General features: G+C 62.4%; 23 protein-coding genes. 7 read left to right on the forward strand and 16 right to left on the reverse strand.

The features are described 5' to 3' along the window. Nucleotides 1-6 precede the first annotated feature (6 nt). The 6 genes from JWJ88_RS18855 to JWJ88_RS18880 form a co-directional block, all read right to left on the reverse strand. Nucleotides 7-1227, reverse strand: coding sequence for an NAD(P)/FAD-dependent oxidoreductase (locus JWJ88_RS18855; protein ID WP_205295966.1), 1221 nt, complete (start codon nucleotides 1225-1227; stop codon nucleotides 7-9). Then, nucleotides 1224-1949 carry an amino acid ABC transporter ATP-binding protein gene (locus tag JWJ88_RS18860; protein WP_205295967.1) on the reverse strand — a complete coding sequence of 242 codons (726 nt, stop codon included), beginning with the start codon at nucleotides 1947-1949 and terminating at the stop codon, nucleotides 1224-1226. The genes JWJ88_RS18855 and JWJ88_RS18860 overlap by 4 nt, the downstream gene beginning before the upstream one ends. Beyond that, on the reverse strand, nucleotides 1942-2595 hold the full coding sequence (locus tag JWJ88_RS18865; protein ID WP_205295968.1) for an amino acid ABC transporter permease: 654 nt from the start codon (nucleotides 2593-2595) through the stop codon (nucleotides 1942-1944). Before JWJ88_RS18865 ends, JWJ88_RS18860 begins: the two co-directional genes overlap by 8 nt. A 12-nt stretch (nucleotides 2596-2607) precedes the next feature. Further along, a complete protein-coding gene (locus tag JWJ88_RS18870) occupies nucleotides 2608-3273 on the reverse strand; it encodes an amino acid ABC transporter permease (protein ID WP_205295969.1) in 666 nt (221 codons plus the stop codon). Nucleotides 3274-3338: 65 nt separating this feature from the next. After that, entirely contained in the window at nucleotides 3339-4151 is an 813-nt protein-coding gene (locus JWJ88_RS18875; RefSeq protein ID WP_205295970.1) for an ABC transporter substrate-binding protein, read from the reverse strand. Nucleotides 4152-4302: 151 nt separating this feature from the next. Next, nucleotides 4303-5817: an aldehyde dehydrogenase (NADP(+)) gene (locus JWJ88_RS18880; RefSeq protein ID WP_205295971.1), complete on the reverse strand. Its 1515-nt coding sequence runs from the start codon at nucleotides 5815-5817 to the stop codon at nucleotides 4303-4305. A gap of 132 nt (nucleotides 5818-5949) precedes the next feature. Here JWJ88_RS18880 and JWJ88_RS18885 point away from each other — a divergent pair, with 132 nt between their 5' ends. After that, nucleotides 5950-6981 carry an Ldh family oxidoreductase gene (locus tag JWJ88_RS18885; protein ID WP_205295972.1) on the forward strand — a complete coding sequence of 344 codons (1032 nt, stop codon included), beginning with the start codon at nucleotides 5950-5952 and terminating at the stop codon, nucleotides 6979-6981. Between the two features lie 46 nt (nucleotides 6982-7027). Here JWJ88_RS18885 and JWJ88_RS18890 read toward each other — a convergent pair whose 3' ends face one another. Together JWJ88_RS18890 and JWJ88_RS18895 are read right to left on the reverse strand one after the other, a co-directional pair. Further along, entirely contained in the window at nucleotides 7028-7990 is a 963-nt protein-coding gene (locus JWJ88_RS18890) for a dihydrodipicolinate synthase family protein (RefSeq protein ID WP_205295973.1), read from the reverse strand. 99 nt (nucleotides 7991-8089) lie between these two features. Further along, the gene (locus JWJ88_RS18895; protein ID WP_205295974.1) at nucleotides 8090-8788 is read right to left on the reverse strand and encodes a GntR family transcriptional regulator; all 699 of its coding nucleotides are present in this window, start codon (nucleotides 8786-8788) and stop codon (nucleotides 8090-8092) included. A 243-nt stretch (nucleotides 8789-9031) separates the two neighbouring features. On the opposite strand from JWJ88_RS18895, the gene JWJ88_RS18900 reads away from it, so the two are divergent. Continuing rightward, nucleotides 9032-9823, forward strand: coding sequence for an IclR family transcriptional regulator (locus JWJ88_RS18900; protein ID WP_205295975.1), 792 nt, complete (start codon nucleotides 9032-9034; stop codon nucleotides 9821-9823). 88 nt (nucleotides 9824-9911) lie between these two features. Here the strand turns inward: JWJ88_RS18900 and JWJ88_RS18905 are convergent, their stop codons facing one another. The 7 genes from JWJ88_RS18905 to JWJ88_RS18935 form a co-directional block, all read right to left on the reverse strand. Further along, the gene (locus tag JWJ88_RS18905; RefSeq protein WP_205295976.1) at nucleotides 9912-11090 is read right to left on the reverse strand and encodes a CaiB/BaiF CoA transferase family protein; all 1179 of its coding nucleotides are present in this window, start codon (nucleotides 11088-11090) and stop codon (nucleotides 9912-9914) included. A 59-nt stretch (nucleotides 11091-11149) separates the two neighbouring features. Next, nucleotides 11150-11593 (reverse strand): PaaI family thioesterase, encoded by a 444-nt coding sequence (locus JWJ88_RS18910; protein WP_205295977.1) that lies wholly within the window; start codon nucleotides 11591-11593, stop codon nucleotides 11150-11152. After that, the gene (locus JWJ88_RS18915) at nucleotides 11574-12311 is read right to left on the reverse strand and encodes an ABC transporter ATP-binding protein (RefSeq protein ID WP_205295978.1); all 738 of its coding nucleotides are present in this window, start codon (nucleotides 12309-12311) and stop codon (nucleotides 11574-11576) included. Before JWJ88_RS18915 ends, JWJ88_RS18910 begins: the two co-directional genes overlap by 20 nt. Then, nucleotides 12295-13008 (reverse strand): ABC transporter ATP-binding protein, encoded by a 714-nt coding sequence (locus JWJ88_RS18920; RefSeq protein WP_205295979.1) that lies wholly within the window; start codon nucleotides 13006-13008, stop codon nucleotides 12295-12297. Before JWJ88_RS18920 ends, JWJ88_RS18915 begins: the two co-directional genes overlap by 17 nt. Then, complete coding sequence (locus tag JWJ88_RS18925) at nucleotides 12995-13954, reverse strand: branched-chain amino acid ABC transporter permease (RefSeq protein WP_205295980.1); 960 nt, start codon at nucleotides 13952-13954, stop codon at nucleotides 12995-12997. The genes JWJ88_RS18920 and JWJ88_RS18925 overlap by 14 nt, the downstream gene beginning before the upstream one ends. Continuing rightward, complete coding sequence (locus JWJ88_RS18930) at nucleotides 13951-14826, reverse strand: branched-chain amino acid ABC transporter permease (RefSeq protein WP_205295981.1); 876 nt, start codon at nucleotides 14824-14826, stop codon at nucleotides 13951-13953. Before JWJ88_RS18930 ends, JWJ88_RS18925 begins: the two co-directional genes overlap by 4 nt. A gap of 70 nt (nucleotides 14827-14896) precedes the next feature. Further along, nucleotides 14897-16054 carry an ABC transporter substrate-binding protein gene (locus tag JWJ88_RS18935; RefSeq protein ID WP_205295982.1) on the reverse strand — a complete coding sequence of 386 codons (1158 nt, stop codon included), beginning with the start codon at nucleotides 16052-16054 and terminating at the stop codon, nucleotides 14897-14899. A gap of 371 nt (nucleotides 16055-16425) precedes the next feature. Here JWJ88_RS18935 and JWJ88_RS18940 point away from each other — a divergent pair, with 371 nt between their 5' ends. Genes JWJ88_RS18940 through JWJ88_RS18960 form a run of 5 tightly spaced genes read left to right on the forward strand, consistent with a single transcriptional unit; the run spans nucleotide 16426 to nucleotide 22849 of the window. Continuing rightward, nucleotides 16426-18525: a 3-hydroxyacyl-CoA dehydrogenase NAD-binding domain-containing protein gene (locus JWJ88_RS18940; RefSeq protein WP_205295983.1), complete on the forward strand. Its 2100-nt coding sequence runs from the start codon at nucleotides 16426-16428 to the stop codon at nucleotides 18523-18525. Next, entirely contained in the window at nucleotides 18522-19706 is a 1185-nt protein-coding gene (locus JWJ88_RS18945) for an acetyl-CoA C-acyltransferase (RefSeq protein WP_205295984.1), read from the forward strand. Before JWJ88_RS18940 ends, JWJ88_RS18945 begins: the two co-directional genes overlap by 4 nt. A 3-nt stretch (nucleotides 19707-19709) precedes the next feature. Next, the gene (locus JWJ88_RS18950) at nucleotides 19710-20900 is read left to right on the forward strand and encodes an acyl-CoA dehydrogenase family protein (RefSeq protein ID WP_205295985.1); all 1191 of its coding nucleotides are present in this window, start codon (nucleotides 19710-19712) and stop codon (nucleotides 20898-20900) included. A gap of 10 nt (nucleotides 20901-20910) precedes the next feature. Further along, nucleotides 20911-22056, forward strand: coding sequence for an acyl-CoA dehydrogenase family protein (locus tag JWJ88_RS18955; RefSeq protein ID WP_205295986.1), 1146 nt, complete (start codon nucleotides 20911-20913; stop codon nucleotides 22054-22056). A 10-nt stretch (nucleotides 22057-22066) separates the two neighbouring features. Beyond that, nucleotides 22067-22849, forward strand: a complete 783-nt coding sequence (locus JWJ88_RS18960) for an oxepin-CoA hydrolase, alternative type (RefSeq protein WP_205295987.1) — start codon at nucleotides 22067-22069, stop codon at nucleotides 22847-22849. Between the two features lie 59 nt (nucleotides 22850-22908). On the opposite strand, the gene JWJ88_RS18965 is transcribed toward JWJ88_RS18960, so the two are convergent. Beyond that, nucleotides 22909-23556 (reverse strand): phosphoribosylanthranilate isomerase, encoded by a 648-nt coding sequence (locus tag JWJ88_RS18965; RefSeq protein WP_205295988.1) that lies wholly within the window; start codon nucleotides 23554-23556, stop codon nucleotides 22909-22911.

Below are 23556 nucleotides of genomic sequence, written 5' to 3' on the forward strand. Positions count from 1 at the left end.
TTCGCCTCAGAAACGCGCCGGAGAAAAGGGCGCCAAATCGATGCCGGGATCCGCGCCCGACAAAAGGTCGGCCACGATCCGCGCCGTCCCGACCGACTGGGTCAGACCCAGATGGCCGTGCCCGAAGGCACACAGGACATTGGGATGGCCGGGCAAGGGTCCGATGGCAGGCAGGCTGTCGGGCAGCGAAGGGCGGAAACCCATCCACTGCTCTCCTCCGCCGGTTCTCAACCCCGGAAGGAAGGCGGCGGCCTTTTTCAGCATCGCCTCGGCGCGCTTGTAATTCGGCGGCAGCTTCAAGCCGCCAAGCTCTACCGCCCCGCCGACACGGATGCCCGATGTCAGCTTGGATACCACAAAACCGTGCCCCCCGAAGGTGATCTGGCAACGCAGATCGAACGCATCGGCGGGCAGCGTGGTGTTATAGCCGCGCTCGGTTTCCAGCGGGATGCGGACCCCCAGCGTGCGCGCCAACAGATGCGAAAACGCCCCCGCCGCCAGCACGACCCGGCCGCGCAGCTTTCCGGCAGTGGTCAGCACGCCGTCATCGGCCAGACCCGTGGCCTCGGCGATGGTGATCTCACCGCCATTGGCCCGAAACCGGTCGGCCAGTGCGACCGTATAATCGCGGGGATCGGCGATGGAGTACCATCCCGGCGTAAACGTGCCGTGGGTGAAATGCGACGACAGGCCGGGCTGGACGGCTGACATCTCATCCAAGGTCATGTGCCGGAACTCGATGCCGTGATCTTCGCGCGCCTGCCACCCCGGCAGCGACGCGTTAAACTCTGCCTGCGATTCATAGACCTGAAGGTTCCCTTCCTTGCGCAGCATCGGCAGGGTTCCGGTCGCGGCAAGAAAGGGCTCAAGCTCGGCCTTGGACAAATCCATCAAGGCGGTCTGCGCGGTGGTCGAGGCACGGACCCGCGCAGGCGCGCAGGCCCGCCAAAAACGCAACATCCAGGGTGCGATGCGCAAAGCATAGGCCGGAGGCACCGACAACGGGCCAAGCGGGTCCAGCAGCCATTTCGGCGCCTGCCGCATGATGCGGGGCGAGGCCAGCGGCAGAATATCCGTAAAGGCAAAGGCCCCTGCATTGCCGGCCGAGGCACCCGCCGCCGGTCCCTCACGGTCGATCACCTGCACCGCAATGCCACGCGCCTGCGCGACCAAAGCGATGCTCAGCCCGACGACGCCCGCGCCGACCACAACAACCTTGTCGGTCATTGCCGGGTGCTCGACAGGAACTTGCGGGTTTCCGGGTTCTGCGGGTCGCCGAAGATCTGTTGGGGCGGGCCGATCTCGGCCATGACGCCCTGATGGAAGAATGCAACGCGATTGGACACATCGCGTGCAAATGCCATCTCATGCGTGACGCAGATCATGGTCATACCCTCTTGCGCCAGCATCTTCAGCGTATCCAGCACCTCGCCCACCAGTTGCGGGTCCAGCGCCGAGGTCACCTCGTCGAACAGCATGTATTCGGGCGACATGGCCAAGGCGCGGGCAATGGCCATGCGCTGCTGCTGACCGCCCGACAACCTGCCGGGATAGGTCTTCAGCTTGTCGCCAAGGCCGACGTGGGTCAGTTGCCGCACGCCGATCTCTTCCGCCTGTGCCCGCGACATTCCCAGAACCTTGCGCGGCGCAAGGGTGACATTGTCCAGCACGGTCAAATGCGGAAATGCGTTCCATTGCTGGAATACGATGCCGACCTTGCGACGCAACTTGTTCAGGTTGGTGGATTTCGCGTGAACTTCGGTCCCGTCGATCAGGATGCGGCCGGAATCTATCGGCTCCAACCCGTTGATGCAGGTCAGCAGCGTGGACTTACCCGAGCCGGACCCGCCGATAATGGTAACCACCTCGCCATCGCTGACGGTCAGATCGATGCCCTTCAGCACCTCGAGTTGTCCAAAGGATTTGCGGACGTTTTCAATCTCAATCATTGGACCACCGTTTTTCAAGGTAACCGCCGAAACGGGCCAGCGGGAACGAGATGACAAAATAGAATGTGCCGCAGATCAGCAGCAGGAACAGCGGCTCCTGCAGACGCGTGATCAGGATCTGGGTGGATTTCAGAAGCTCGGTCACCTGCACGACATAGACCAGCGCGGAATCCTTCATCACGCCCAGCGCCAACCCGATCCACGACGGCAGCGCGACACGCGTGGCCAGCGGCAGGACGATCTCGCGCATGTCCTGCCACCAACTCAGGCCCAGCGACCGTGCCGCGCGCCGGGTGGTGGCCGGCACCGCGTCGATCCCGCCGCGCACGATCTCGGCGCAATAGGCAGCGGTATACATCGACAGCACGATGCAGGCGACCGTGAAGCCCGAGATATTCAGCCGCAGGATCGTGCCCAAAAAGGCGTTGGCCAGCACAAGCTGGATCAACAGCGGGATGGAGCGGAAAATATCCAGAACAAAGGTCAGCGGCGCTGCCCAGAGCGCGCCCACCTGATAGCGCAGAACGCCGAAGACAATGCCAAGCAAGGTGCCGGCGATTACCGAGATCAGCGTGACCACGATGGTCATGCCAGCGCCCTTGGCCAGGAAAATCAGGTCGGCGACTGTCAGTGCGGTATCAAACATCGGACGCCCCCCTCAATACCTGAACAGTCGCGCGGCGATCAGCCGTGCACCAAGGGTGATGACCTTGGTGATGACGTAAAAGATCACCGCGGCCAGCGCGAACAGCTCGAACGTGCGGAATGTCAGCGCGTTCAGGGCCTGGGTGACGCCGTAAAGATCGGTGCTCATCCCGACGGTGACACCCAGCGAGGTCATCAGGACCGCCCAGACCATCTGGTTCGTCATCGGCAGGAACGATATGCGCAGCATCTGCGGCAGAACGACATATCGGAACGCCCCCGCCTGCCCCAGCCCCAGCGAACGCGCCGCGCGGGTCTGGGTGTCGGGGATCGCTTTCAGGGCACCGCGGAAATTCTCGGTCAGGTAGCCCGCGTTGTTGAAGGTGATGCCGATCAGCAGCGACAGATATGGGCTTAGATGCAGGCCAAAGCTGCCCAGCCCGAAATGCGCCATATAGATCTGGAACAGCGCTGGAGTGTTGCGCGCAATCTCGACCCAGGTTTTCGCTATGGCGGACAGCACGCGGATGCCGGACAGGCGAAACATGGTCAGCATGATCGCCAGAAGGATGCCGATGATCATCGACAAGATCGCAATCTGCATGGTGACGATGGCGCCATCCAGCATCTGCGGAAGCCTGGCCATCGCCTGCTTCCATTGGAATGTGTAATTGAACATGGCCGTCCCGCTGCTGTCGGAAAGCATCAAGGCGGCGCGGTTGTCGCGCCGCCTTGCGACGGAATTTAGCGATAGACGCCGGGTATCGTCAGGTTGGCCGGTTCGCCCTCACCAACCCATTTGGCATAAAGTTCGGCATAGCGGCCGGTGCGCACCTGCTGGTTCACGAACAGGTTCAGATAGTTGAGCAGCCCGTATTCCTCGCGCAGGGTGAACAGGGCCACATAGTCGGGGACCATCGGCGCCTTGTCGACAACCCTGATGCCGGGGAAGTTGCCGGAATTCACGTTGGCGTTCGCAACCTCGACGGTCGAAACCGTTGCGTCCAGTTGACCCTGGCTCAGCGCCAGGAACACGTCCGCTTGGGTCTGATAGGGGCGGAAGGTGCCCTCGCCCCATTCGGTAACCTGCTTCTCCAGCCAGATCGCCTCATAGGTGCCGGCGGTGGCGCCGACGGTCTTGCCTTTCATGTCCTCCCAGCTCGCCATCTCGACCTTGTTGTTGGCGACCACAGCATTCTCGAAGGCGTAATAGGGTATGGACATGCCCACGGTCTTGGCACGCTCCAGCGTGTCCGAGGTCGAGGCGACCCCCACGTCCACGCGGCCCGACATCAGCGCCGGGATCCGTTCCGGGAACGGGGTTTCGACGATCTCGGCCTTCACGCCCAATGCCGCGGCCAGATCGTTGCAATAGTCGACGTCGAAGCCGACGGGATTATTGCTTTCGTCGCGCATTCCCATGGGGGGAAAGTCCAGGACGACCGCACAGCGCAGGGTGCCCGAGGCGATGATGTCATCAAGCTTGTCGGCGTAAGACGGGGTTGCAAACGCAACAGCAGCCGCCAGCAGGCTTACTATAATGGGGGATTTCGTCATGAACCTTCTCCTGTCAGTCCGTATCGGCCTGTCCCGGCCGATTCCATAATAGACAATAGCCGGAGGTTTTTTTCCAAATCAAACCAAAAATACAATAAATATACAAAAAGTGGACGAGGCACGCGTGCACAGCGGACCTCGATGGAGTTTCTTAGCGGAGATCTTCCGGCAACAGGCCCTCGGGGAAGTTCTGATAGCTGACCGGCCGCAGGAAACGGCGGATGGACAGGGTGCCGACGCTGGTGGCACCGAAATTAGTGCTGGCGGGGTAAGGGCCGCCATGGACCATAGTGTCGCAGACCTCGACCCCGGTGGGGAACCCGTTGACCAGAACCCGGCCAGCCTTGCGCTCCAGCACCGGCAGCAGCCGCTGCGCGGCCGCCAGATCGGCATCATCCATATGGATCGTGGCGGTCAACTGGCCGTCGAAGCCGCGGGCAAGGCGCAGCATCTCTTCCGCATCGCGCACGCGGACGATCAGGCCCAGCGGGCCGAAAACCTCTTCGCCCAGCATGTGATCCTGAAGATAGGCGTCCGCCGTGGTTTCATAAAGGTTCGGGCTGGCCTGCCTGCCATCACTGTCGGTGGTCAACACCGGCTTCACCGCGTTGCGGCCGTCGAAGCGATCCTTGCCTTCGTGATAGGCGCGCGCGATGCCCGCAGTCAGCATGGTTTGCGGGGCGGCCTGCTCCAGTGCGGATCTGGCGGCGGCGGTGAAACGATCCGCCTCCGGGCCGTCCTGCACAACCGCGATGCCGGGATTGGTGCAGAACTGGCCTGCACCCATGGTCAGCGAACCGGCCCAGCCGGTGCCGATCTGTTCGGCACGCGCCGCCATTGCCGCAGGCAGCAGGAACATCGGGTTGACCGAGCCAAGCTCGCCGAAAAACGGGATCGGCTCGGGCCGGCTGGCGCAGAGGTCGAACAGCGCCCGCCCCCCGGCAAGACTGCCGGTAAAGCCCACGGCCTTGATGACGGGGTGCTGAACCAACGCGGTACCAACGTCGCGCCGGCCCCCCTGAATCAGACTGAAGACACCGGGATGAAGATTGCAGGCCCTGATCGCCGCATGGATCGCCTCGGCCACGATCTCGCTGGTCCCGGGATGGGCGCTGTGGCCCTTGACCACGACCGGGCAGCCAGCAGCCAGTGCGGCCGCCGTGTCGCCACCCGCAGTCGAAAAGGCCAGCGGGAAGTTCGAGGCGCCGAAAACCGCCACCGGGCCGATGGGACGTTCCAGCAAGCGGATATCAGGGCGCGGCAGAGGCTGGCGATCAGGCAGCGCGGGATCGTGCCGACGGTCGAGATAGTCGCCCTTGCGGATGTGTTCCGCGAACAGCCGCAACTGGCCGGTGGTGCGGCCACGTTCGCCGTTCAGCCGCGCCTCGGGCAGGCCTGTTTCCTGCGTGCCGATCTGCGTGATCGCCTGGGCGCGCGCCTCGATTTTGTCAGCGATGTTTTCAAGAAAACGGGCGCGATCCTCGCGCGAGGAATAACCGTAGTCCCAGAACGCCTCTTCCGCAGCCTCGCAGGCGCGGTCCACCAACTCGACCGTGCCCACGCTGAAGCTGCGAACCGGGCCATGCGCCGGTTCATTGTCAAAGCGTTGGTCGGTGGCGATCCATTCGCCGGCTACCAGATGCTTGCCGTGGAATTCGTAATCCATCGCCGATCCTTCCTTTTCAAAACCCGGGGGACATGCCAGCACAATATAAGCGCCAGCGGTCTTTGAGTTTTTGTATATTTCATGTATGCAGACTGTCAATCATGGATGGCCCATCGTGCGAAAGAGGAAAATATGGAGCAGACACTGACTGTCGACGCCTTGCGGGACCGCGTCGAAGGAATTTTCCGCCACGCCGGAATGAACGCGATTCAGGCCGCCGCGCTGTCGCGGGTCATCACGGCAGGGGAACGGGACGGCTGCAAATCCCATGGTGTGTATCGCATCGAAGGCGTCTTGCGCACGCTCAAGGCTGGCAAGGTGCTGGGCACGGCAGAGCCAGAGCTTGACGGGGGCAGCGACAGTGCCATCGTCCGGGTCAACGCCCGTGGCGGGTTCTCCAACCCAGCATTCGAGCTTGGGCTTCCCGTTCTGGCCGCACGCGCGAAACGCTTGGGACTTGCGGCTTTGGTCGTGAACGACTGCACCCATTTCGCAGCACTGTGGCCCGAGGTCGAGGCCGTCACCGATCACGGGCTTGCCACCATGGTCATGTGCCCCAGCTATGCAACGGTCGCGCCTGCCGGCGGCAAGCGGCCGCTGCTAGGGACCAACCCCTTTGCTTTCGGCTGGCCGCGCACGGGCCGCGCGCCCTATGTGTTCGATTTCGCCACATCGGTCGCTGCGCGGGGCGAGATCGAACTGCATCGCCGTGCGGGCAAGCCTTTGCCGAAAGGCTGGGCCATCGACGCCGAGGGCCAGCCGACCACCGACCCCGAGGCCGCGCTGGCAGGGGCGATGCTGCCGTTCGGCGGGCACAAGGGGTCCGCTATCGGCACCATGATCGAACTGCTGGCCGGCGTCATGATCGGCGACCTGACCAGTCCCGAGGTTCTGGATTTTCTGGGCAGCACCACGCTTGCACCGTTTCATGGCGAACTGATTCTGGCACTGTCGCCGGAAAAATTCACCGCCGGCCGCGAAGGCGATCCCTTCGCCCGGGCGGAACTGTTGTTCGAGGCCATTCAGGGCCAAGGCGCGCGCCTGCCTTCGCAACGCCGATTTGCCGCCCGCGCCAAGGCAGAGGCCGAAGGGATCACTCTGTCGGACAGCGAAATCGCGCAGCTTGAACGATTTGAATCGCTTGGGCTCAACGCCGTCGCCTGAATCAAAAAGGCCCTTCCGGTTCGGAAGGGCCTTTGCCGCGGCCGCCTCAGGCCTTGTATTTCTGCACCGCCCCCGGCAGCTTGCTCCATTCCGCATACCAGGTCTTGAACTGGTGGTACTGTGTTTCGGCCCAGCCCCGCTGGCTTGGCGACAGCTCGTCCGTTTCATTGAAGTGCAGCTGATATTGGGTGTCGCCCTGCAGCGTCATCATGTGCTTGTAATACAGGACCAGATCGGTTTCCTCGTCCCAGGACGACAGCACCTCAAGCGCCTCGCCCAGTTCGCAGGCACGAAGACGGGCGTCCAGATCACCCTGCGCCGCAGCCTTCGAAAGCGCGACAAAATGCAGGATTTCCCGCGGCAGGACGTTACCGATGCCGGTGATCGTGCCGGTCGCGCCGCATTTGACATAGCCGTGATAGACCCCGGTATCGACACCGGCCATCAGGATCACGTCCTTGTCGGCGCTGGTGATGTGTTCGGCGGCATAGGTCATGGCGGCGGCACCGCCGAATTCCTTGAAGCCGACAAGGTTCGGATGCTCGGCACGCAGGGCAAAGAACAGGTCGGCCTTGGTTTCGAACCCGTAGTGGGGGCTGTTATAGATCACTGCGGGCAGATCCGGCGCGGCAGCAAGGATTGCCTTGAAGTGGTGGCGCTGCGCCGTAGCCGAGGCCCCGCGCGACAGCACGCGCGGGATTACCATCAGCCCCGCCGCGCCAACCTTTTGCGCGTGCTTTGCATGGGCCACCGCCATCGCCGAGTTCACGGCACCTGTGCCCACGATCACCGGGATGCCTGCCTGCACCAGCCGCTCGACGCCCGCCATGCGCTGCTCGTCGGTCAGCAACGGCCAGTCGCCCATCGAACCGCAATAGACGACCGCCGACATTCCCGCCGCGATCAGTTCCTGCGCCTTGCGCACCAGGGCGTCGTAATCGGGCAAACGGTCGGCGGTGCAGGGGGTCATCAGGGCAGGAATAACCCCGGTGAAGATCTGGGTGTTCATCGTGACGGTTCCTTGTCTCGGCAAGTCAAAGGGCTGATTCTTTCAACCGCCATTTTAATGTTTGCATTTTATTTGTCGACAAGAATTAGACAGCCCCCGTCACAAAGGCAGGGACTGCCGCTCATCCCGCGCCAGGAACTGCTGGATCTGCCGGACGATCTGATCGGCATGGGCTTTGGCCAGCCGGTCGCACAACTCGACATCCCGCGCCGCGATGGCGGCAATGATCGCCTCGTGCTCATCTACATATTCACGCGGCAGGCGGTCGTTGAACGACTGGTAATACAGGCGCAGCAGCCGGCGGCCTTCGTCCAGAACCCGCAGGAACAGGCTGAGGTAATAGGGATTGCGGCCTGCCTCGGCGATGGCCGCATGCAGATCGCGGTTGGACGAAATCATCGCCAGCGCATCCTGCGCCTCGACCGCCGCAGCAAACCGGGCCTGATGATCGCGGATGACCTGCAAATCGGCAGGCTGGTGATAGGTCGCGGCCAGCCGGGTGGTCACGCGATACATCAGCGTCAGCGCATCAAAGAAGGTATGCAGGTTGAGAAAGTCGATATTGGCAACCATGGTCGAGCGGTTCGGCAGGGTCTCGACCAGCCCCTCGCCCGCCAATCTGACCAATGCTTCGCGAATAGGTGTGCGGGACATGCCAAAGCGGTCGGCCAGTTGGACCTCATCAATCGGACTTCCCGGCGGCAGGACCAGATCAAGGATTTCATCGCGCAGCAGGTCATACACCCGCTTGACGCCTGACCCGCGTTTGCGCTCGGGAAAGGTCTCTGTTTCGGCCATGTGCACGACTCCTGCGGTCCTGAATGCGATGTCGACAACATAAATACTTAAGGTTCAATATTCGTTCAATCCTTCTGCGTCGATGGTGGCAATGCGCAGCCGCCGAGTTGACAAGCCAGCGGGTGCCGTTATCGCGGCAATGGTGATCTGCGCGATCCACGATTCATCCATCACAACCCAAGATGGCGCCGATCCACTGCGGGTGCTATCAGTTGTCCGAGTCATTATTCCGGAGAGCGATATATGCGTTCGCGCAAATCCTTGGATAGCGAAGAAGGGCCCAACAGTTCCTTCGTCAACGCCCTGGCGCGGGGGCTGGATATTCTCAGCTCGTTCCGCCGAGGTGAAACTTCGCTGGGGAACAAGGATTTTTCCGAAAGGACCGGATTAAGCAAATCAACCGTCTCGCGGCTGACCTATACGCTGCACAAGACGGGCTATCTGGCCTATGATCCCCTTACCTCGCGTTACAGTCTGGCGCCCCCGGTGCTGTCGCTTGGCTTTTCCTGCCTGTCGGGAATGAGCGTGCTGACCCTTGCCAAGCCCAAGATCGAGGCGCTGGCGAACGAAGTCGGCGCGCCTGTCGCCATCGGCGGGCGCGACCGGCTGTCCATGGTCTATCTGGAATGCGCGAAAGGCAGCAACGCGGTAATTCTTGCCATCGACGTGGGCGTCCACCTCAAGCTCGCGACATCGGCGCTTGGGCGGGCCTATATCGCGGCCCTGCAGGACAAGCAGCGCGAAGAAATCTTCGCCGCGCTGGCCGTGCATGAAGGGGAAAGCTGGCCGGAACTGCGCCGTGGCATCGAAGAGTCGATCGAGTGCTATCACAAACACGGCTACTGCCTGTCGCTGCGGGATTGGAAACCGGATGTGAATGCCATTGCCGTGCCCTATGTGCCGGGCGGCGGCGGTCCGATCCTGGCTTTCAACTGCGGCGCGCCGACACAAATCATGAGCGAAGACCGCATCCGCAACGAGGTTGGGCCGAAGCTGGTCGATCTGGTGAAAGAGATCAACCTGATCACCCGCTGACTGCCGTCCCGGGGGGCTGGAAACGGCGCGCACCCCGGCCGGGGTGGGGTCGCGCCGTGCCGGACAGGTTGCCGTCGGCAACCCCCGATCAGCGGCCCAGTTTCTCGGCCAACACCTCTTCGGTGTGCTGGCCGACCAGCGGCGGCGGCCGATCATAGGTGATGGGGGAATCCGACAGCCGCAAGGGACTGGCGCCGATCGACAACTCGCCCGCATGCGGATGCGCCACCGTCTGGCGCAAGCCACGCAGCTTGACCTGCGGCTCTTCGAAGACCTGATCCACCGTATTGATCTGGCCGCAAGGCACGACGCAGGACTCCAGCGCGGCTTGCAGTTCCGCCGATTTGCGTTTGCGCGTTTCAGCCTCGATCATCGGGATCAGTTCCTGACGATGGCCGACCCGGGCCGCATTGGTCGAATAGCGTGCATCGCTGCCCCATTCGGGATGGCCCAGTTCGGCCGCAAGACGGGCAAACTGTCCGTCATTGCCCACCGCGATGACCAGATAGCCATCCTCAGTCGGAAAGCTTTGGTACGGCACGATGGTCGCATGCCCGTTGCCAAGCCGCGTCGGCACCTTGCCCGAGATGAAGTAAGAGGTCGCGTGGTTGGACAGCATGGCCACCTGAGTATCCAGCAGCGCCATGTCGATATACTGCCCCTTGCCGCTGCGCTGCCGCTGGTGCAACGCGGCAAGAATGGCGATGGTCGCGTAAAGGCCGGTCGAAAGATCGGCCATCGCGATCCCCACCTTTTGCGGCCCGGCCCCCGGCAAACCGTCGCATTCGCCGTTGATGCTCATCATCCCGCCCATGGCCTGGATCATGAAATCATAGCCCGCCTTTCCGGCCAGCGGTCCTTCTTGTCCAAAACCGGTGATCGAGCAATAGACCAGACCGGGGTTCACCTTGGACAGGCTTTCATAATCCAGCCCGTATTTCTTAAGCCCGCCGACCTTGTAGTTTTCAACCAGCACGTCCGCCTTGGCAGCCAGCGCGCGGATCGTCTCTTGCCCCTCGGGGGTCGAGATATCCAACGCGATCGAGCGTTTGTTACGGTTGGCGCAAAGATAATAGCTTGCGTCCCCGGGCGCGCCGGTTTCCGGGTCGGTCAGGAACGGAGGCCCCCAGCCCCGCGTATCGTCGCCGCGCCCCGGCCGCTCGACCTTGACCACATCGGCGCCAAGATCCCCCAGGATCTGCGTGGCCCATGGGCCGGCCAGAATGCGGCTGAGATCAAGAACAAAAATGTCGTCGAGGGCCTTCATGGCATTACTCCGAGGTCAGCAGTGCAGGCGCGCGGAATTCAGCACCGCGCGCCGGGATGTCAGGGCATGGTGCGTTCAGATCCGGTTCGATAGCGAAAGGTGCCCTCGCCAAGCCCGATCAGGTTCCCGGTCTCGTCATGCACCTCGGCGGCACAGAATATGATCTTGCGCCCGCCCCCCTTGACGCGCCCCACGGCGCGGATGCGATTTGCGCTGACCTGCCCGGCAAAGGAAACAGTCAGCGACAAGGTTACACATTGCCGGGAGGCCGCATCCACCGGCGCCCATGTCGCCGCATAGCCGCACGCGTTGTCGATCAACGAGGCCAAGGCGCCGCCGTGCAGGACACCCGCGCGATTAAGGTGGCAGGCCATCACGTCCAGTTCTATCGCCGCATATCCTTCGCGCCATTCGCTTAGCCGATAGCCCAGCAGTTCCCTGTATCCGCTGGGCTCTTCGTTCTCGCGACGGATCTGCGGATCGTCAGAGGGGGTCCGGCTCATTCACGATGTCTCTGGCGAAATACAGATCGTGCAGCCGATCCAGATCGACATTGGCCGCAGGCTCGGACAGCACCACCTTGCCGCCACGCACCAGATAGACGTGATCCGCGACCTCCAGCGCCTTGTTCGTATTCTGCTCGACCAGAATGATCGTGCGCCCCTGTTGGCGCAGCCGGTCCAGGATCGTCATGACCTCATCGACCACCACCGGCGCAAGACCAAGCGAGGGTTCATCGACCAGAATCAGCTTGGGCTCTTCCATCAGTCCGCGGCCCATGGCGAGCATCTGCATCTCACCCCCCGAAAGCGAGCTGGCAAGCTGGTGCCGCCGCTCTTTCAGGCGGGGAAACATATCATAGGCGATCTCCAGGTTCTTGCGCGCGCGCGGCCGGGCACGCCGGACGAACCCGCCGATCAGCAGGTTGTCCTCGACCGTCATGTCGCGAAAGATCATCCGCCCCTCGGGGATCATGGTGACGCCATCGGCGACCATGTCCCAGGTGGGAAGATTTGCAACCTCGTGGCCGTTGAAGCGGATCTTTCCGCTGCGCACCGGGATCAAGCCCATGATCGCGCGCATCAGCGTGGTTTTGCCGCCGCCGTTCGGCCCCAGAATGCAGGTCAGCTTTCCCTCTTCGGCGCTTAACGAAATATCCCAAAGGACGTTGATCGCGCCATAACCCGCGCGCAGGGCCTCGACTTCAATGAGCTTCGCCACCGGTATAGCTCCTGATCACTTCGGGATTGCGGAAAACCTCGTCGGGGCTGCCGTCGGCGATGGCTTTGCCGAAGTTCAGCACGATGACGCGCGGACAGGTGTTCGAGATCGTTTCGATGTCATGCTCGACCATCAGCAGCGCGACACCAAAGCGTCGACGGGCATCATCGAGGGTACGCATGAAGGCACGTTTGCCCGCTGTTTCGATCCCGGCAAGCACCTCGTCCAGCAACAGCAGTTTCGGCTCGGTCGCCAATGCCTTGCCGACTTCGAGTGCCTTTTGCTCGGTCAGCGCAAGCGAGGTTGCTGCATCCATCTGCGCCTTGTGGCCAAGGCCGGTGATATCAAGGATCTCGTCGATACGATGCGGGTCGATCCGGCCGGTGCCAAAACGCTGCGCGACCAGCAGGTTCTCGCGGACGGTCAGCTCGTGCATCGGTTGGGGCACCTGAAACGCCCGGCCGATGCCGATGCGGGCGCGTTGGTGGACCGGCAGATTGGTCAGGTCGTGATCAAAAAAGCGAACCTTGCCCGTCGTCGGGCGCACAAGACCCGAGATCGCGTTGAACAATGTCGTCTTGCCGGCGCCGTTCGGCCCGACAAGGCCCATGACCTCGTGCTCGGCCAGTTCGAACGAGACATCCGAGACCGCCACAAGCCCGCCGAATGCCACCGTGATACGATCAAGCTTCAGCATTGCGGTCCTCCTTCGCGAAGATCCGTCCCAGCCACGGCAACAGACCCCGCGGCGAGAAGATGACGATTGCCGCCAAAGCCGCGCCAAGGATCAACTGATGCCCCGCCGGCATATACGCTTTGAACACAAGCTGGTCGGCCAGATAGACGATCAGCGCGCCGGCGACCGGACCCCAAAGTGTCCTGTAGCCGCCAAAGATGGCCGCAACGATGGCAAGCGTCGTCCACGACCCGGCAAATGCGTAGTCGGGCTCAAGGAAGTTGATGTAATGCGCGTTGAAGGCGCCCATGAGCCCGGTGAAAAACGCCGAGACGACCAGCATCATCGCCTTGAGCAGCGTGGCATTGACTCCCACGACCCGGGTGGCGTCCTCGCTTTCATGCATGGCGCGCAGCGCCAGACCCTCGGGGCTGCGCCGGATCAGCGCGTAGGCCAACACCGTCATCAGCACGAGCGTCAGCACCACATAATAGCCGCCGATCTTGCTGCCGAAGTCAAAGCCGCCGATCGCCGGCAGGCGCGGGATCGACAGGATGCCCGCAGCGCCATTGGTCAGCCAGCTAAGCTCGGTCGCCAGAATGCGCAGGATTTCCGAAAATGCCAGGATCGCCAGCGCGAAATAGGGCCCGCGCAAGCGCAGCGCCGGCAGCGTCAGCAACGAAAACAGCGCCGCCATCACGCCCCCCGCCAGCAGGCCGGCAAAGACGTTCCAGCCCGCCGAACTGGCCAACAGCGCCGACGTATAGGCCCCGACGCCGAAAAACGCCGCGTGACCAAAGCTGACCAGCCCGCCCAGATTACCCAGCATGGCCCAGGCAAGCGCCACCCCGGCAATGGTCAGCGCCGAGACGATCAGCCCGATGACGTAATTGTTGTTTCCAAGCAGCAGCGGCACCAGCACATAGGCCGCGGCAATCAAAACCGGAAGAATATAGCGGGTCATCATCCGCGCCTCCTGACACGACCGAAGAGACCAGAGGGCATCACCAGCAGCACGACAAGGAACAGCACCATCCCGACCAGTTCCTGCAAGGCCGAGGACCAAAGCGTCGCGGTCAGCGCCTCGGCCACGCCGATCAGGACCGCGCCCACCAGGACACCCGGCACCGAGCCCATGCCGGCAAGCACCGTGATGATGAAAGCCTTGATGGTCAGCGCATGTCCCAGCGCAGGCTGGATGACCTTGCCGGTAAACAGTGCAATCCCGGCGACCGAGGCCAATAGCCCTGCCACCGCGAACGAGAGCAGCTCGGTAGAGCGCGGGTTGATCCCCATCAGCTTTGCCGCATCACGGTCGGACGAAACGGCACGCAGCGCCCGCCCATACCAGGTTTTGGAAAGCCACCACCAAACCCCGCCGACCAGGCACAACCCGACAATGGCGAACAGAATTTCGGAGTTCATCGCAAACAGCGTATCGCCCACGGTCATCGCATCCAGATACCATGCCGTCCCGGTCGACCGGATGTCGGCCGACCATGTCATCAGGATCGCATTCGTCAGAATGATGCCGATGCCAAAGGTCAGGATCAGCGAGTTGATCTCGCGGTCCGTCTTGACCCGTGTCAGCAGCAGATAGATCAGCACGCTGGTGATGCCGACGATCACGATGGCGAAAGGCAGCGCCGTGACCGGGTCGAGGCCAAAGCGGCTTTCCGCCGTATAGGCAATGTAACCTGCCAGCAGCACCAACTCGCCATGGGCAAGGTTAATGACGCGCATGGTGCCAAAGACCAGCGCGAGGCCAAGGGCGATAAGCGCGTAATACGCACCCGCCAACACCCCTGAAAAAACAGACTGAGCCAGAAGATCGAACATTCCGTCCTACCTTACGATCCTGATTATGGGTGGGCGGCGCGTGGCGCCGCCCGGCAAAGACGGAAGGAAATCACCACGGAACGCTGGGGAATACAGGCTGGCCGGTTGCCGCATCCGACGGCCAGACAAGAACGACTTTTCCGTCCTGATGCTGACCCATGCGGTGGGTGAAGTTGACGTTTTCGCCGGTTGCGTCGAATTCCACTGGGCCAATCAGCGTGTCGGTCCGGGCCTTGCGCAGTTCATCGGCGATGCCGCCCTGCCCAATGGTTCCCGCATCGGCGGCCTTTGCGGCAGCCTCGAACAGCAGCATCGACTGCACATAGCCGAAGATACCCAGATAGTCGGGTTCCTTGTCGAACAGCCGCTTATAGGTGTCGGCGAATTCCTTTTCCTCGGGGGTGTTGAATTCGGCCGGGAAGGAAAGGGTCGAGGTCCCGTAAACACCTTGCATCAGGTCGGGGAAATCGCTCCACATCTTGGGCGTGGCAAGCGACCAGACGCCAGAGACGGCTTTGACATCGGGCTTCAGCACCTTTGCCGCGCGCAGGATGCCGACATAATCGTTTTCATAGCCGATCATCGCGATGGCCTCGGGACGGTCGCGCAGCTTGATCTTGTTGACGATGGGCTTGAAGTCGGTCACGGCCGGATCAAAGGGATGCATCCCAACGGTCTTCCCCTCTTCAACCCAAGCTTTTTCAAGCTCCTTCGCGACCTCTTCGGTCGCCTCCTTGGTCGAATAGATGATGGAAACCGACTCGATGCCCTGTTCGCTGAAATAGTGGTGAAGCGCCTTCGCATAACCAGCCGAACTGTTGATGCGGAAAAAATTCTGCAGCCCGCGCTTGGGCAATTCGGCGGCCACGCCACCCGAGGTTATATAGACCTTGTTCAGCCGCTCAGCCACGTCCGATGCCGGGCCAATGATGTTCGAGCCATAACCGCCGGTAAAGGCGATCGCACCCTGAGCATCCAGCTTTTCGATCGCGGCAACGGCCTTTGCCGGCTGCGATTCATCGTCCACCGTCAGGATCTTTACCGTGTGGCTGCCGTTCGTGCGGTTGAAGATGTCTGCGGCGACCTGAATCCCCTCGTTCATCCCGGCGCCGACACGGGCCAGCGCGCCCGTCAGCGGCAGTTCCGAACCGATTACCAACTCGTCCGCATATGCGGGCGTCATTGCCGCCGCCAGTGCAAGCAGCGACGCAGCCATGAGTTTTTTCATGTAGCGATCTCCCAGTAAATGCTGCCGTTTCGACCGCGCGTTTGCGCCAAAGTTATGCAGGAATTTCATTCCACGCCGACGCTGAGTCGTCCCGGCTCCCCCACCGCCCGAAGGCATTCGTGGCGATTGCTTGCACGGCCTGCGCCGAGCTGTCAATAAAAATGGAATCTAATTTCGATACACGGAACAAAGCACAAAGATAAACTGTTGTTATGTCTTGCGAACCTGATCACTGCGACCTGTAGCCACACCATAATCCAGGGACAATCGGCCCAAATCCGGCATTTTTACGTTTGACAGACCGGCAAAACAGCGCAAGTAATTCCGCTATACGATGTAATATTTCGTTAGATGGAATATAAGGTGAAAAGATGAACAGTCGCACAACGACCGCCCAGGCGTCTGTCAATTATTCGGTCATCGATGGGGTTGCGGTCGCTCTGCTGGATGCGCTGCCGGTCAATGCCCTTTCCGTATACCTGCGGCGCGAGCTTTGCGATGCAATGGATCGCGCTGCCGCAGACCCGACGGTGCGCGCTGTCGTGCTTGGCAGCACAGGAAAAATCTTTTGCGCCGGGGCCGATATCACCGAATTCGGCAAGCCGCCCGTTGCCCCCTCATTGCCCGAAGTGCTGTCCAGAATAGAGGGTTCGCCCAAACCTGTCGTCGCAGCGATAAACGGTGCGGCGCTTGGCGGGGGTTGCGAACTGACGCTGGCCTGCCATGCCCGTGTTGCCGGGCCAAAGGCCGGTTTCGGCCTGCCCGAGGTCAAGCTGGGCCTCATCCCGGGGGCCGGCGGAACGCAGCGGTTGCCACGCATTCTGCCGCCCGCCGATGCCTTTGCCATGATGCTGTCCGGCAGGTCGATAAAGGCGGACGAGGCCGCGGCAAAAGGACTGGCCGACGAGATCGCAAATGACCCCATCGCAGCGGCGCGGGCGCTTGCACTGCGTCTGGCGGATGCCGGGAGCTGGCCTGTTACCTCGGCCCGCAAAATTGCGGACGGTGGGGCCGAAGCCTTTGCCGAAGCCGCAGCTGACGCAAGACGCAAGCACGGCGGCCTTCTCAGCACCGGCGCGCTGATCCGGGCGGTTCAGGCGGCACTGACAAAGCCGTTTCAGGAAGGGCTTGCGGTCGAGCGCGAGGAGTTTCTGAAACTTATCCCCTCCGATCAGGCGGTGGCGCTGCGTCATGTGTTCTTTGCCGAACGTATCGCTGGGCATATCCCGGGGATGACAAAGGAAATGTCGGCGCGGGCCGTGGAAAGCGTCGCGATCATCGGCGCAGGCACAATGGGCGGCGGCATTGCGATGACCTTTGCCAACGCCGGTATCCCGGTGCGGTTGATCGAAACCTCGCGAGAGCTTCTCGACAAGGGCATCGGGCGGATTCGCGACAATTACGCCGTTTCGGTCCAGCGCGGCTCCATGTCCCAAGATGCGATGGATGCCGTGCTGGCGCAGATCGACGGCGCCGTCGGGCTTGAGGGTGTGGCGGCGGCAGACCTCGTGATCGAGGCGGTTTTCGAGGATATGGACGTCAAGCGCCAGATCTTTGCCGAGATCGGCCGGTTCGCGAAGCCCGGGGCGATCCTTGCCACGAACACCTCTTATCTGGACGTGAATGAGATCGCGCAGGCATCGGGCCGCCCCGCTGACGTGCTGGGGCTGCACTTCTTTTCACCCGCGAACGTGATGCGGCTTCTTGAGGTGGTGCGCGCGGACGAAACGGCCCCCGACGTTCTGGCAACGGCCGTCGCTTTGGGGCGGCGGATCGGCAAGCTTCCGGTGGTTTCCGGCGTCTGCTTCGGCTTCATCGGCAACCGTATGCTCGCGCAGCGCACCCGTGCGGCCGAGCGGCTGCTTCTGGCGGGCAACAGTCCCACCGGAATCGATGCAGCGATCACCGCTTTTGGCTTTCGCATGGGACAGTTTGCGATGCTCGATCTCGCCGGGATCGACATTGGCTGGCGCACGCGCAAAGCCTTTGGCGGGTTCGCCCCGGTGGGTGATCGGCTGGCCGAGATGGGTCGTTTTGGGCAAAAGACCGGGCGCGGATTCTATATCTATGCCGAAGGGCAACGAAAAGGCACCCCCGACCCCGAGGTCGCCGCAATCGCGGCATCCGAGGCAAGGGCGCTTGGTATCACGCCCGAACTGCTGGCGCGCGACCAGCTTATCGAGCGGCTGTTCTATCCGATGGTGAACGAAGGTGTCCGTATCCTCGACGAGGGGATCGCCTATCGTCCGTCGGATATAGATCTGGTGTGGATCAACGGCTACGGCTGGCCGAACTGGACCGGAGGGCCGATGTTCTGGGCCGACCAGGTCGGTCTGGACAGGATCGTGGCCTCGCTGACCGAACAGGCCGAGCGCCTGAATGCCCCCGAACTCGTCCCTGCGCCGCTGCTCGTCCAGCTTGCTGCCGAAGGCCGGAATTTGGCCTCGCTGACCAAAGGAAACCAAGTATGACCAAGGCCGTCATCGTTTCGACCGCGCGCACGCCCATCGGCAAGGCGCATCGCGGATATTTCAACCTGACAAAGGGTGCCGACATGGCGGCCCACGCCATCCGCGCGGCATTGCGGAAATCCGCCGTCGAGCCGGACGCCGTCGAAGAGGTCGTCTTTGGCTGCGGCTATCCCGAGGCGGCAACCGGCGGAAACGTGGCACGCCATGGCGCGATCATGGCCGGGCTTCCCGTAGGTTCGGCCGGTGTAACGGTCAGCCGCTTTTGCGCCTCGGGGCTGGAGGCGGTTGCCAATGCAGCCGCACGCATCAGCCGCGACAGGGTTCCCGTCGCCGTCGCGGGGGGGGGCGAATCGATCAGCCTTGTCCAGCCGGTCGTGCGCCGGGATCTTGTCCAGAACCCTTGGCTTTTGCAGTATAAACCCGAAATCTATGCCACGATGATCGAGACGGCGGATAACGTCGCCCACCGTTATGGCATCTCGCGCGAGGATCAGGACCATTTCTCGGTCGAAAGCCAGCGCCGCACCGCAGCCGCGCAGGCAGCGGGACTGTTTGACGAAGAGATCGTGCCGATGGACGTCACCTATCAGGTGACGAACAAGGAAACCGGCGAGACCTCGACCCATCAGGGCCGCATCGAAAAGGATGAGGGCAACCGTCCCGACACCACCTATGAGGCGCTTGCCCGGCTCAAACCTGTGCGGGGCGAGGATCAATTCATCACCGCCGGCAATGCCAGCCAGCTTTCGGACGGGGCTTCGGCGCTTGTCATGATGTCCGAAACCGAAGCCAGGGCGCGGGGCCTAACGCCGCTTGGCAGCTTTGTCGGCTATGCGACGGCAGGGTGCGAGCCCGATGAGATGGGCATCGGCCCGGTCTTTGCCGTGCCGCGGCTTTTGGAACGCAACGGGTTGACGGTCGACGACATCGACCTGTGGGAGCTGAACGAGGCTTTTGCCTCGCAATCGCTTTACTGCATCCGCAAGCTGGGGCTGGACCCGGACAAGGTCAACGTGAACGGCGGCGCAATCGCGATTGGCCATCCGTTCGGCATGTCCGGCGCGCGTCTTGCCGGACATGCGCTTTTGGAAGGCCGCAGGCGCGGCGCGCGATATGCGGTCGTCACCATGTGCGTCGCAGGCGGCATGGGTGCTGCCGGCCTTTTTGAAATCGGGAGCTGAGCCATGGATCTTCGTTTTGCAGCCGATGAAAACACCTTCCGCGCCGAGGTGCGCGAGTTCTTGCGCAGCCATATCCCCGAAGATATCCGCCGCAAGATTTCTGAGGGGCGCAAGCTGGATCGTCAGGACTATGTGACGTCACAACGCATCCTGAACGCCAAAGGATGGGCGGTCCCGCACTGGCCGGTCGAATGGGGCGGGCAGGACTGGACGGCGGTCCAGCGATATATCTTTACCGAAGAGCTGCAGCAGGCCGCCGTGCCGCTGCCGCTGCAATTCAACTGCTATATGGTCGGTCCGGTCATCGCGGCCTTCGGCAACGAAGCGCAGAAGAAACGCTTTCTGGCGCCAACCGCGAACCTTGATATCTGGTGGTGTCAGGGCTTTTCGGAACCCGGGGCGGGCTCCGACCTTGCCTCGATCAAGACCCGGGCGGTGCGCGACGGCGATCATTACATCGTCAACGGCCAAAAAACCTGGACGACGCTGGGCCAGTATGCGGACTGGATTTTCTGTCTCGTGCGGACGAACCCCGAGGTGAAAAAGCAGGCCGGCATCTCGTTCCTGCTGATCGACATGAAAACGCCCGGCATCACCGTGCGCCCGATCATCACCATCGAAGGCCATCACGAGGTCAACGAAGTCTTTTTCGACGACGTGCGCGTGCCGGTGGAAAACCTTGTGGGCGAGGAAAACAAGGGCTGGGATTATGCCAAGTTCCTGCTGGCCAACGAGCGTTCCGGCATCGCCCGGATCGGCATGACGAAGGAACGCATAGGCCGCATCAAGCGCCTTGCCCGCGAGGTGCCCGGGAATGGCAGCACGATGTGGGACGACATGGAGTTCCGCACCCGGCTGAGCCAGGTCGAGATCGAGCTGAAGGCGCTGGAGATCACGCAGATGCGTGTGCTTGCCGCGCAGATGAAATCGCAATCCGACAAGCCCGATCCCGCCTCCTCGATCCTCAAGATCAAGGGCTCGGAACTGCAGCAGGCTTCGACCGAGTTGCTTTTGGAACTCGCCGGCCCGTATGGCGCCGTCGGCCCCGACCGGATGGCCGGGAACGAGTTGCCAGAGTTCGGCTGGGCCGACGGTGCGGCGGCGCTTTATTTCAACAACCGCAAGGTCTCGATCTACGGGGGATCGAACGAGATCCAGCATAACGTGATCGCAAAAGCGATCCTGGGACTCTGAGGGGACGGCGATGGATTTCGATTTCAGCAGTGAACAAGCGCAGCTCAAGGAAAGCGTCGAGCGTTTCGTGGCGGCAAGCTATGGCTCGCTGGAAAACCGCGAGGCGATGCGCAAGCTGCCCGGCGGTTTCGACAACCGGATCTGGGAAGGCTATGCGGAACTAGGACTTCTGGGCATGCCCTTTGCCGAAGAGGACGGCGGCTTTGGCGGCGGTCCCGTCGAGACGATGATCGCGATGGAGGCGATCGGGCGCAATCTGGCGTTGGAGCCCTATCTTTCGACCGGGGTTCTTGCAGCAACCGCTATCCGATTGGGGGCGGATGCCGCACAGAAAGAACAGTTGATCCCGGCAATTGCCGAGGGGACGCTGCGCATCTCTCTGGCTTGGCAGGAACCGCAGGCCCGCTATGATCTGGCCAATATCACGACCACCGCGCGCCCGCAGGGCGACGCATACATCCTGAACGGCCGCAAGGATCTGGTGCTGAACGGCGATACAGCCGGGATGCTCATCCTGTCGGCGCGCACTGCGGGTAAACCCTGCGAGCCCGACGGGATCACGCTGTTTCTCGTGCCCGCCGATGCCCAGGGGGTGATGATCTCGGGCTATGGTTCGCAAGACGGCGGACGGCTGGCCGATGTCGTGCTTAACGATGTAGTGGCGCAACCTTTGGGTCCTGTCGGTGGCGGCCACGCCATCCTTGAGCGGGTGATCGAGGCCGGTATCGCCGCAGTCGCGGCCGAGGCCGTGGGCTCGATGGAGGCGCTGCATGCGTTGACGGTCGATTATCTCAAGACCCGCAAGCAATTCGGCGTCGCCATCAGCACATTCCAGACGCTGCAACACAAGGCGGTCGATATGCTGCTCATGCTCGAACAGGCGCGGTCGATGGCCTATTACGCCACGATGATGGTCGAGGCCGAGGATGCCGAAGAACGCCGCGCCGCGCTGTCGGCGGTCAAGGTGCAGATCAACCGTTCGGCGCGATTTATCGGGCAGACCGCGGTGCAGCTTCACGGCGGCATCGGCATGACGATGGAATATATCGGTGCCCATCACTTCAAGCGACTTGCAGTGATCGAGACGCAGTTCGGCGACACCGCCTTTCACCTCGCGCGCGTTACCAAGGCGGGCGGGCTGATCGCGACGACCTGAGGCGACAGGCATGAGCATCCTGCGTTCAGAACGCATCGGCAATGTCCTGGTGCTGACCATCGATGGCCCGCAGACACGCAATGCCCTTGTCCCCGAAGTCTATTCCGCTGGGGTCGAGGCATTGGAGCAGGCCCGCGACCAAGCCGATATCGGTGCGGTGGTACTGACCGGCGCCGGCGGGTGTTTCTGTTCCGGCGGGAACCTTGCCGGTATCGGGGAGCGTCGCACAAAGGGCGAAGACGCTGCCCGCGCCGCTATCGAGCGTCTGCATGACTTTGTCCATGCCTTGCGCGACGCTCCGATGCCAGTGATCGCCGCAGTCGAGGGGTGGGCGGCAGGTGCGGGCTTTTCGCTTGCGCTGGCCTGCGACATGATCGTGGCGGCACGGGATGCGCGGTTCAGCATGGCCTATGTTCGCGTGGGCCTTAGCCCCGATGGCGGTGGCACCGCCTCGCTGACCCGTATGCTGCCGCGCCAGATGGTGTCGGAAATCGTTATGGAAGGGGGCGAGATCGGGGCCGAAAGGCTGCATGCATTCGGTCTGGTGAATGAGCTTGCCGATGCGGGAACGGCCCTGACTGCCGCATTCACCCGCGCAGAACGCCTTGCCAAGGGTCCGCGCGGGGCCATCGCCTCGATCAAGGGGCTGGTGGCGTCGGGACAGACGGCGAGCTTTGGCGCCCAACTGGATGCCGAACGCGACGCCTTCGCCCGTAACCTGATCTCGGATGATGCAGGCGAAGGTCTTGCGGCATTTTTCGAGAAACGTGCGCCGCGTTTTGGCAGAAAGTAACCGGCAAGCTTACGAGGCGGTGTGAAGCTCCAACACGGCAGAGCGGCGACAGCAATACTTCACAGGATCGGCGCCGTAGCCCGGGCAATGAAATCACGGACGCGCGCGGGGTCCTTGATGCCGGGCGCGCTTTCGACACCGGAAGAGACATCGACGCCGGGCGCGCGCGTCAGGCGGATCGCCTCGGCCACGTTCGCGGGTGTCAGCCCACCCGCAAGCAGCCAAGGCTTCAGGATTTGCCGCCCCGCCAGCAGCCGCCAATCGAAAGCCAGCCCGTTGCCGCCCGGAAGGGTCGCGTTCTGGGATGGTTTTGCGTCGATCAGCAGCATGTCGGCTACCAGCCCATAATCCCAAAGCGCATCAAGATCCTGTGGTTCGGAAATACCGACCGCCTTCATGACCGGCAGGCCGAAGCGTGATTTGACCTCGGCCACCCGATCCGGCGACTCGCTGCCATGCAACTGGATGATGTCCAGCGGCACCCGCGACAGGACCGCGTCCAGCGCCGCATCATCGGGATTGACGAAAAGGCCGACCTTGGCCACCCCCAGCGGCACCTGCACGGCAAGCCCTGCAGCGGTCTCTGGCGTCACATTGCGGGGGGATTTCGGGAAAAATACGAAGCCGACATAGCGCGCTCCGGCCTCCACGGCTGCCGAAAGGCCAGTGGCCTCGGTGAGGCCGCAGATCTTGACGGAAACGGCCAT

The organism is Paracoccus methylovorus, from assembly GCF_016919705.1.
In the GTDB taxonomy this organism is placed as follows: domain Bacteria; phylum Pseudomonadota; class Alphaproteobacteria; order Rhodobacterales; family Rhodobacteraceae; genus Paracoccus; species Paracoccus methylovorus.

Coding starts and splice junctions, on each gene's coding strand:
- JWJ88_RS18870 (WP_205295969.1), bottom strand. CDS start 3,273: ATGTTCAATTACACATTCCAATGGAAGCAGGCGATGGCCAGGCTTCCG.
- JWJ88_RS18945 (WP_205295984.1), top strand. CDS start 18,522: ATGACCAAGGCCGTCATCGTTTCGACCGCGCGCACGCCCATCGGCAAG.
- JWJ88_RS18865 (WP_205295968.1), bottom strand. CDS start 2,595: ATGTTTGATACCGCACTGACAGTCGCCGACCTGATTTTCCTGGCCAAG.
- JWJ88_RS18890 (WP_205295973.1), bottom strand. CDS start 7,990: ATGAACACCCAGATCTTCACCGGGGTTATTCCTGCCCTGATGACCCCC.
- JWJ88_RS18950 (WP_205295985.1), top strand. CDS start 19,710: ATGGATCTTCGTTTTGCAGCCGATGAAAACACCTTCCGCGCCGAGGTG.
- JWJ88_RS18895 (WP_205295974.1), bottom strand. CDS start 8,788: ATGGCCGAAACAGAGACCTTTCCCGAGCGCAAACGCGGGTCAGGCGTC.
- JWJ88_RS18960 (WP_205295987.1), top strand. CDS start 22,067: ATGAGCATCCTGCGTTCAGAACGCATCGGCAATGTCCTGGTGCTGACC.
- JWJ88_RS18940 (WP_205295983.1), top strand. CDS start 16,426: ATGAACAGTCGCACAACGACCGCCCAGGCGTCTGTCAATTATTCGGTC.
- JWJ88_RS18860 (WP_205295967.1), bottom strand. CDS start 1,949: ATGATTGAGATTGAAAACGTCCGCAAATCCTTTGGACAACTCGAGGTG.
- JWJ88_RS18910 (WP_205295977.1), bottom strand. CDS start 11,593: ATGAGCCGGACCCCCTCTGACGATCCGCAGATCCGTCGCGAGAACGAA.
- JWJ88_RS18875 (WP_205295970.1), bottom strand. CDS start 4,151: ATGACGAAATCCCCCATTATAGTAAGCCTGCTGGCGGCTGCTGTTGCG.
- JWJ88_RS18955 (WP_205295986.1), top strand. CDS start 20,911: ATGGATTTCGATTTCAGCAGTGAACAAGCGCAGCTCAAGGAAAGCGTC.
- JWJ88_RS18900 (WP_205295975.1), top strand. CDS start 9,032: ATGCGTTCGCGCAAATCCTTGGATAGCGAAGAAGGGCCCAACAGTTCC.
- JWJ88_RS18885 (WP_205295972.1), top strand. CDS start 5,950: ATGGAGCAGACACTGACTGTCGACGCCTTGCGGGACCGCGTCGAAGGA.
- JWJ88_RS18880 (WP_205295971.1), bottom strand. CDS start 5,817: ATGGATTACGAATTCCACGGCAAGCATCTGGTAGCCGGCGAATGGATC.
- JWJ88_RS18965 (WP_205295988.1), bottom strand. CDS start 23,556: ATGGCCGTTTCCGTCAAGATCTGCGGCCTCACCGAGGCCACTGGCCTT.
- JWJ88_RS18905 (WP_205295976.1), bottom strand. CDS start 11,090: ATGAAGGCCCTCGACGACATTTTTGTTCTTGATCTCAGCCGCATTCTG.
- JWJ88_RS18930 (WP_205295981.1), bottom strand. CDS start 14,826: ATGTTCGATCTTCTGGCTCAGTCTGTTTTTTCAGGGGTGTTGGCGGGT.
- JWJ88_RS18925 (WP_205295980.1), bottom strand. CDS start 13,954: ATGATGACCCGCTATATTCTTCCGGTTTTGATTGCCGCGGCCTATGTG.
- JWJ88_RS18935 (WP_205295982.1), bottom strand. CDS start 16,054: ATGAAAAAACTCATGGCTGCGTCGCTGCTTGCACTGGCGGCGGCAATG.
- JWJ88_RS18920 (WP_205295979.1), bottom strand. CDS start 13,008: ATGCTGAAGCTTGATCGTATCACGGTGGCATTCGGCGGGCTTGTGGCG.
- JWJ88_RS18855 (WP_205295966.1), bottom strand. CDS start 1,227: ATGACCGACAAGGTTGTTGTGGTCGGCGCGGGCGTCGTCGGGCTGAGC.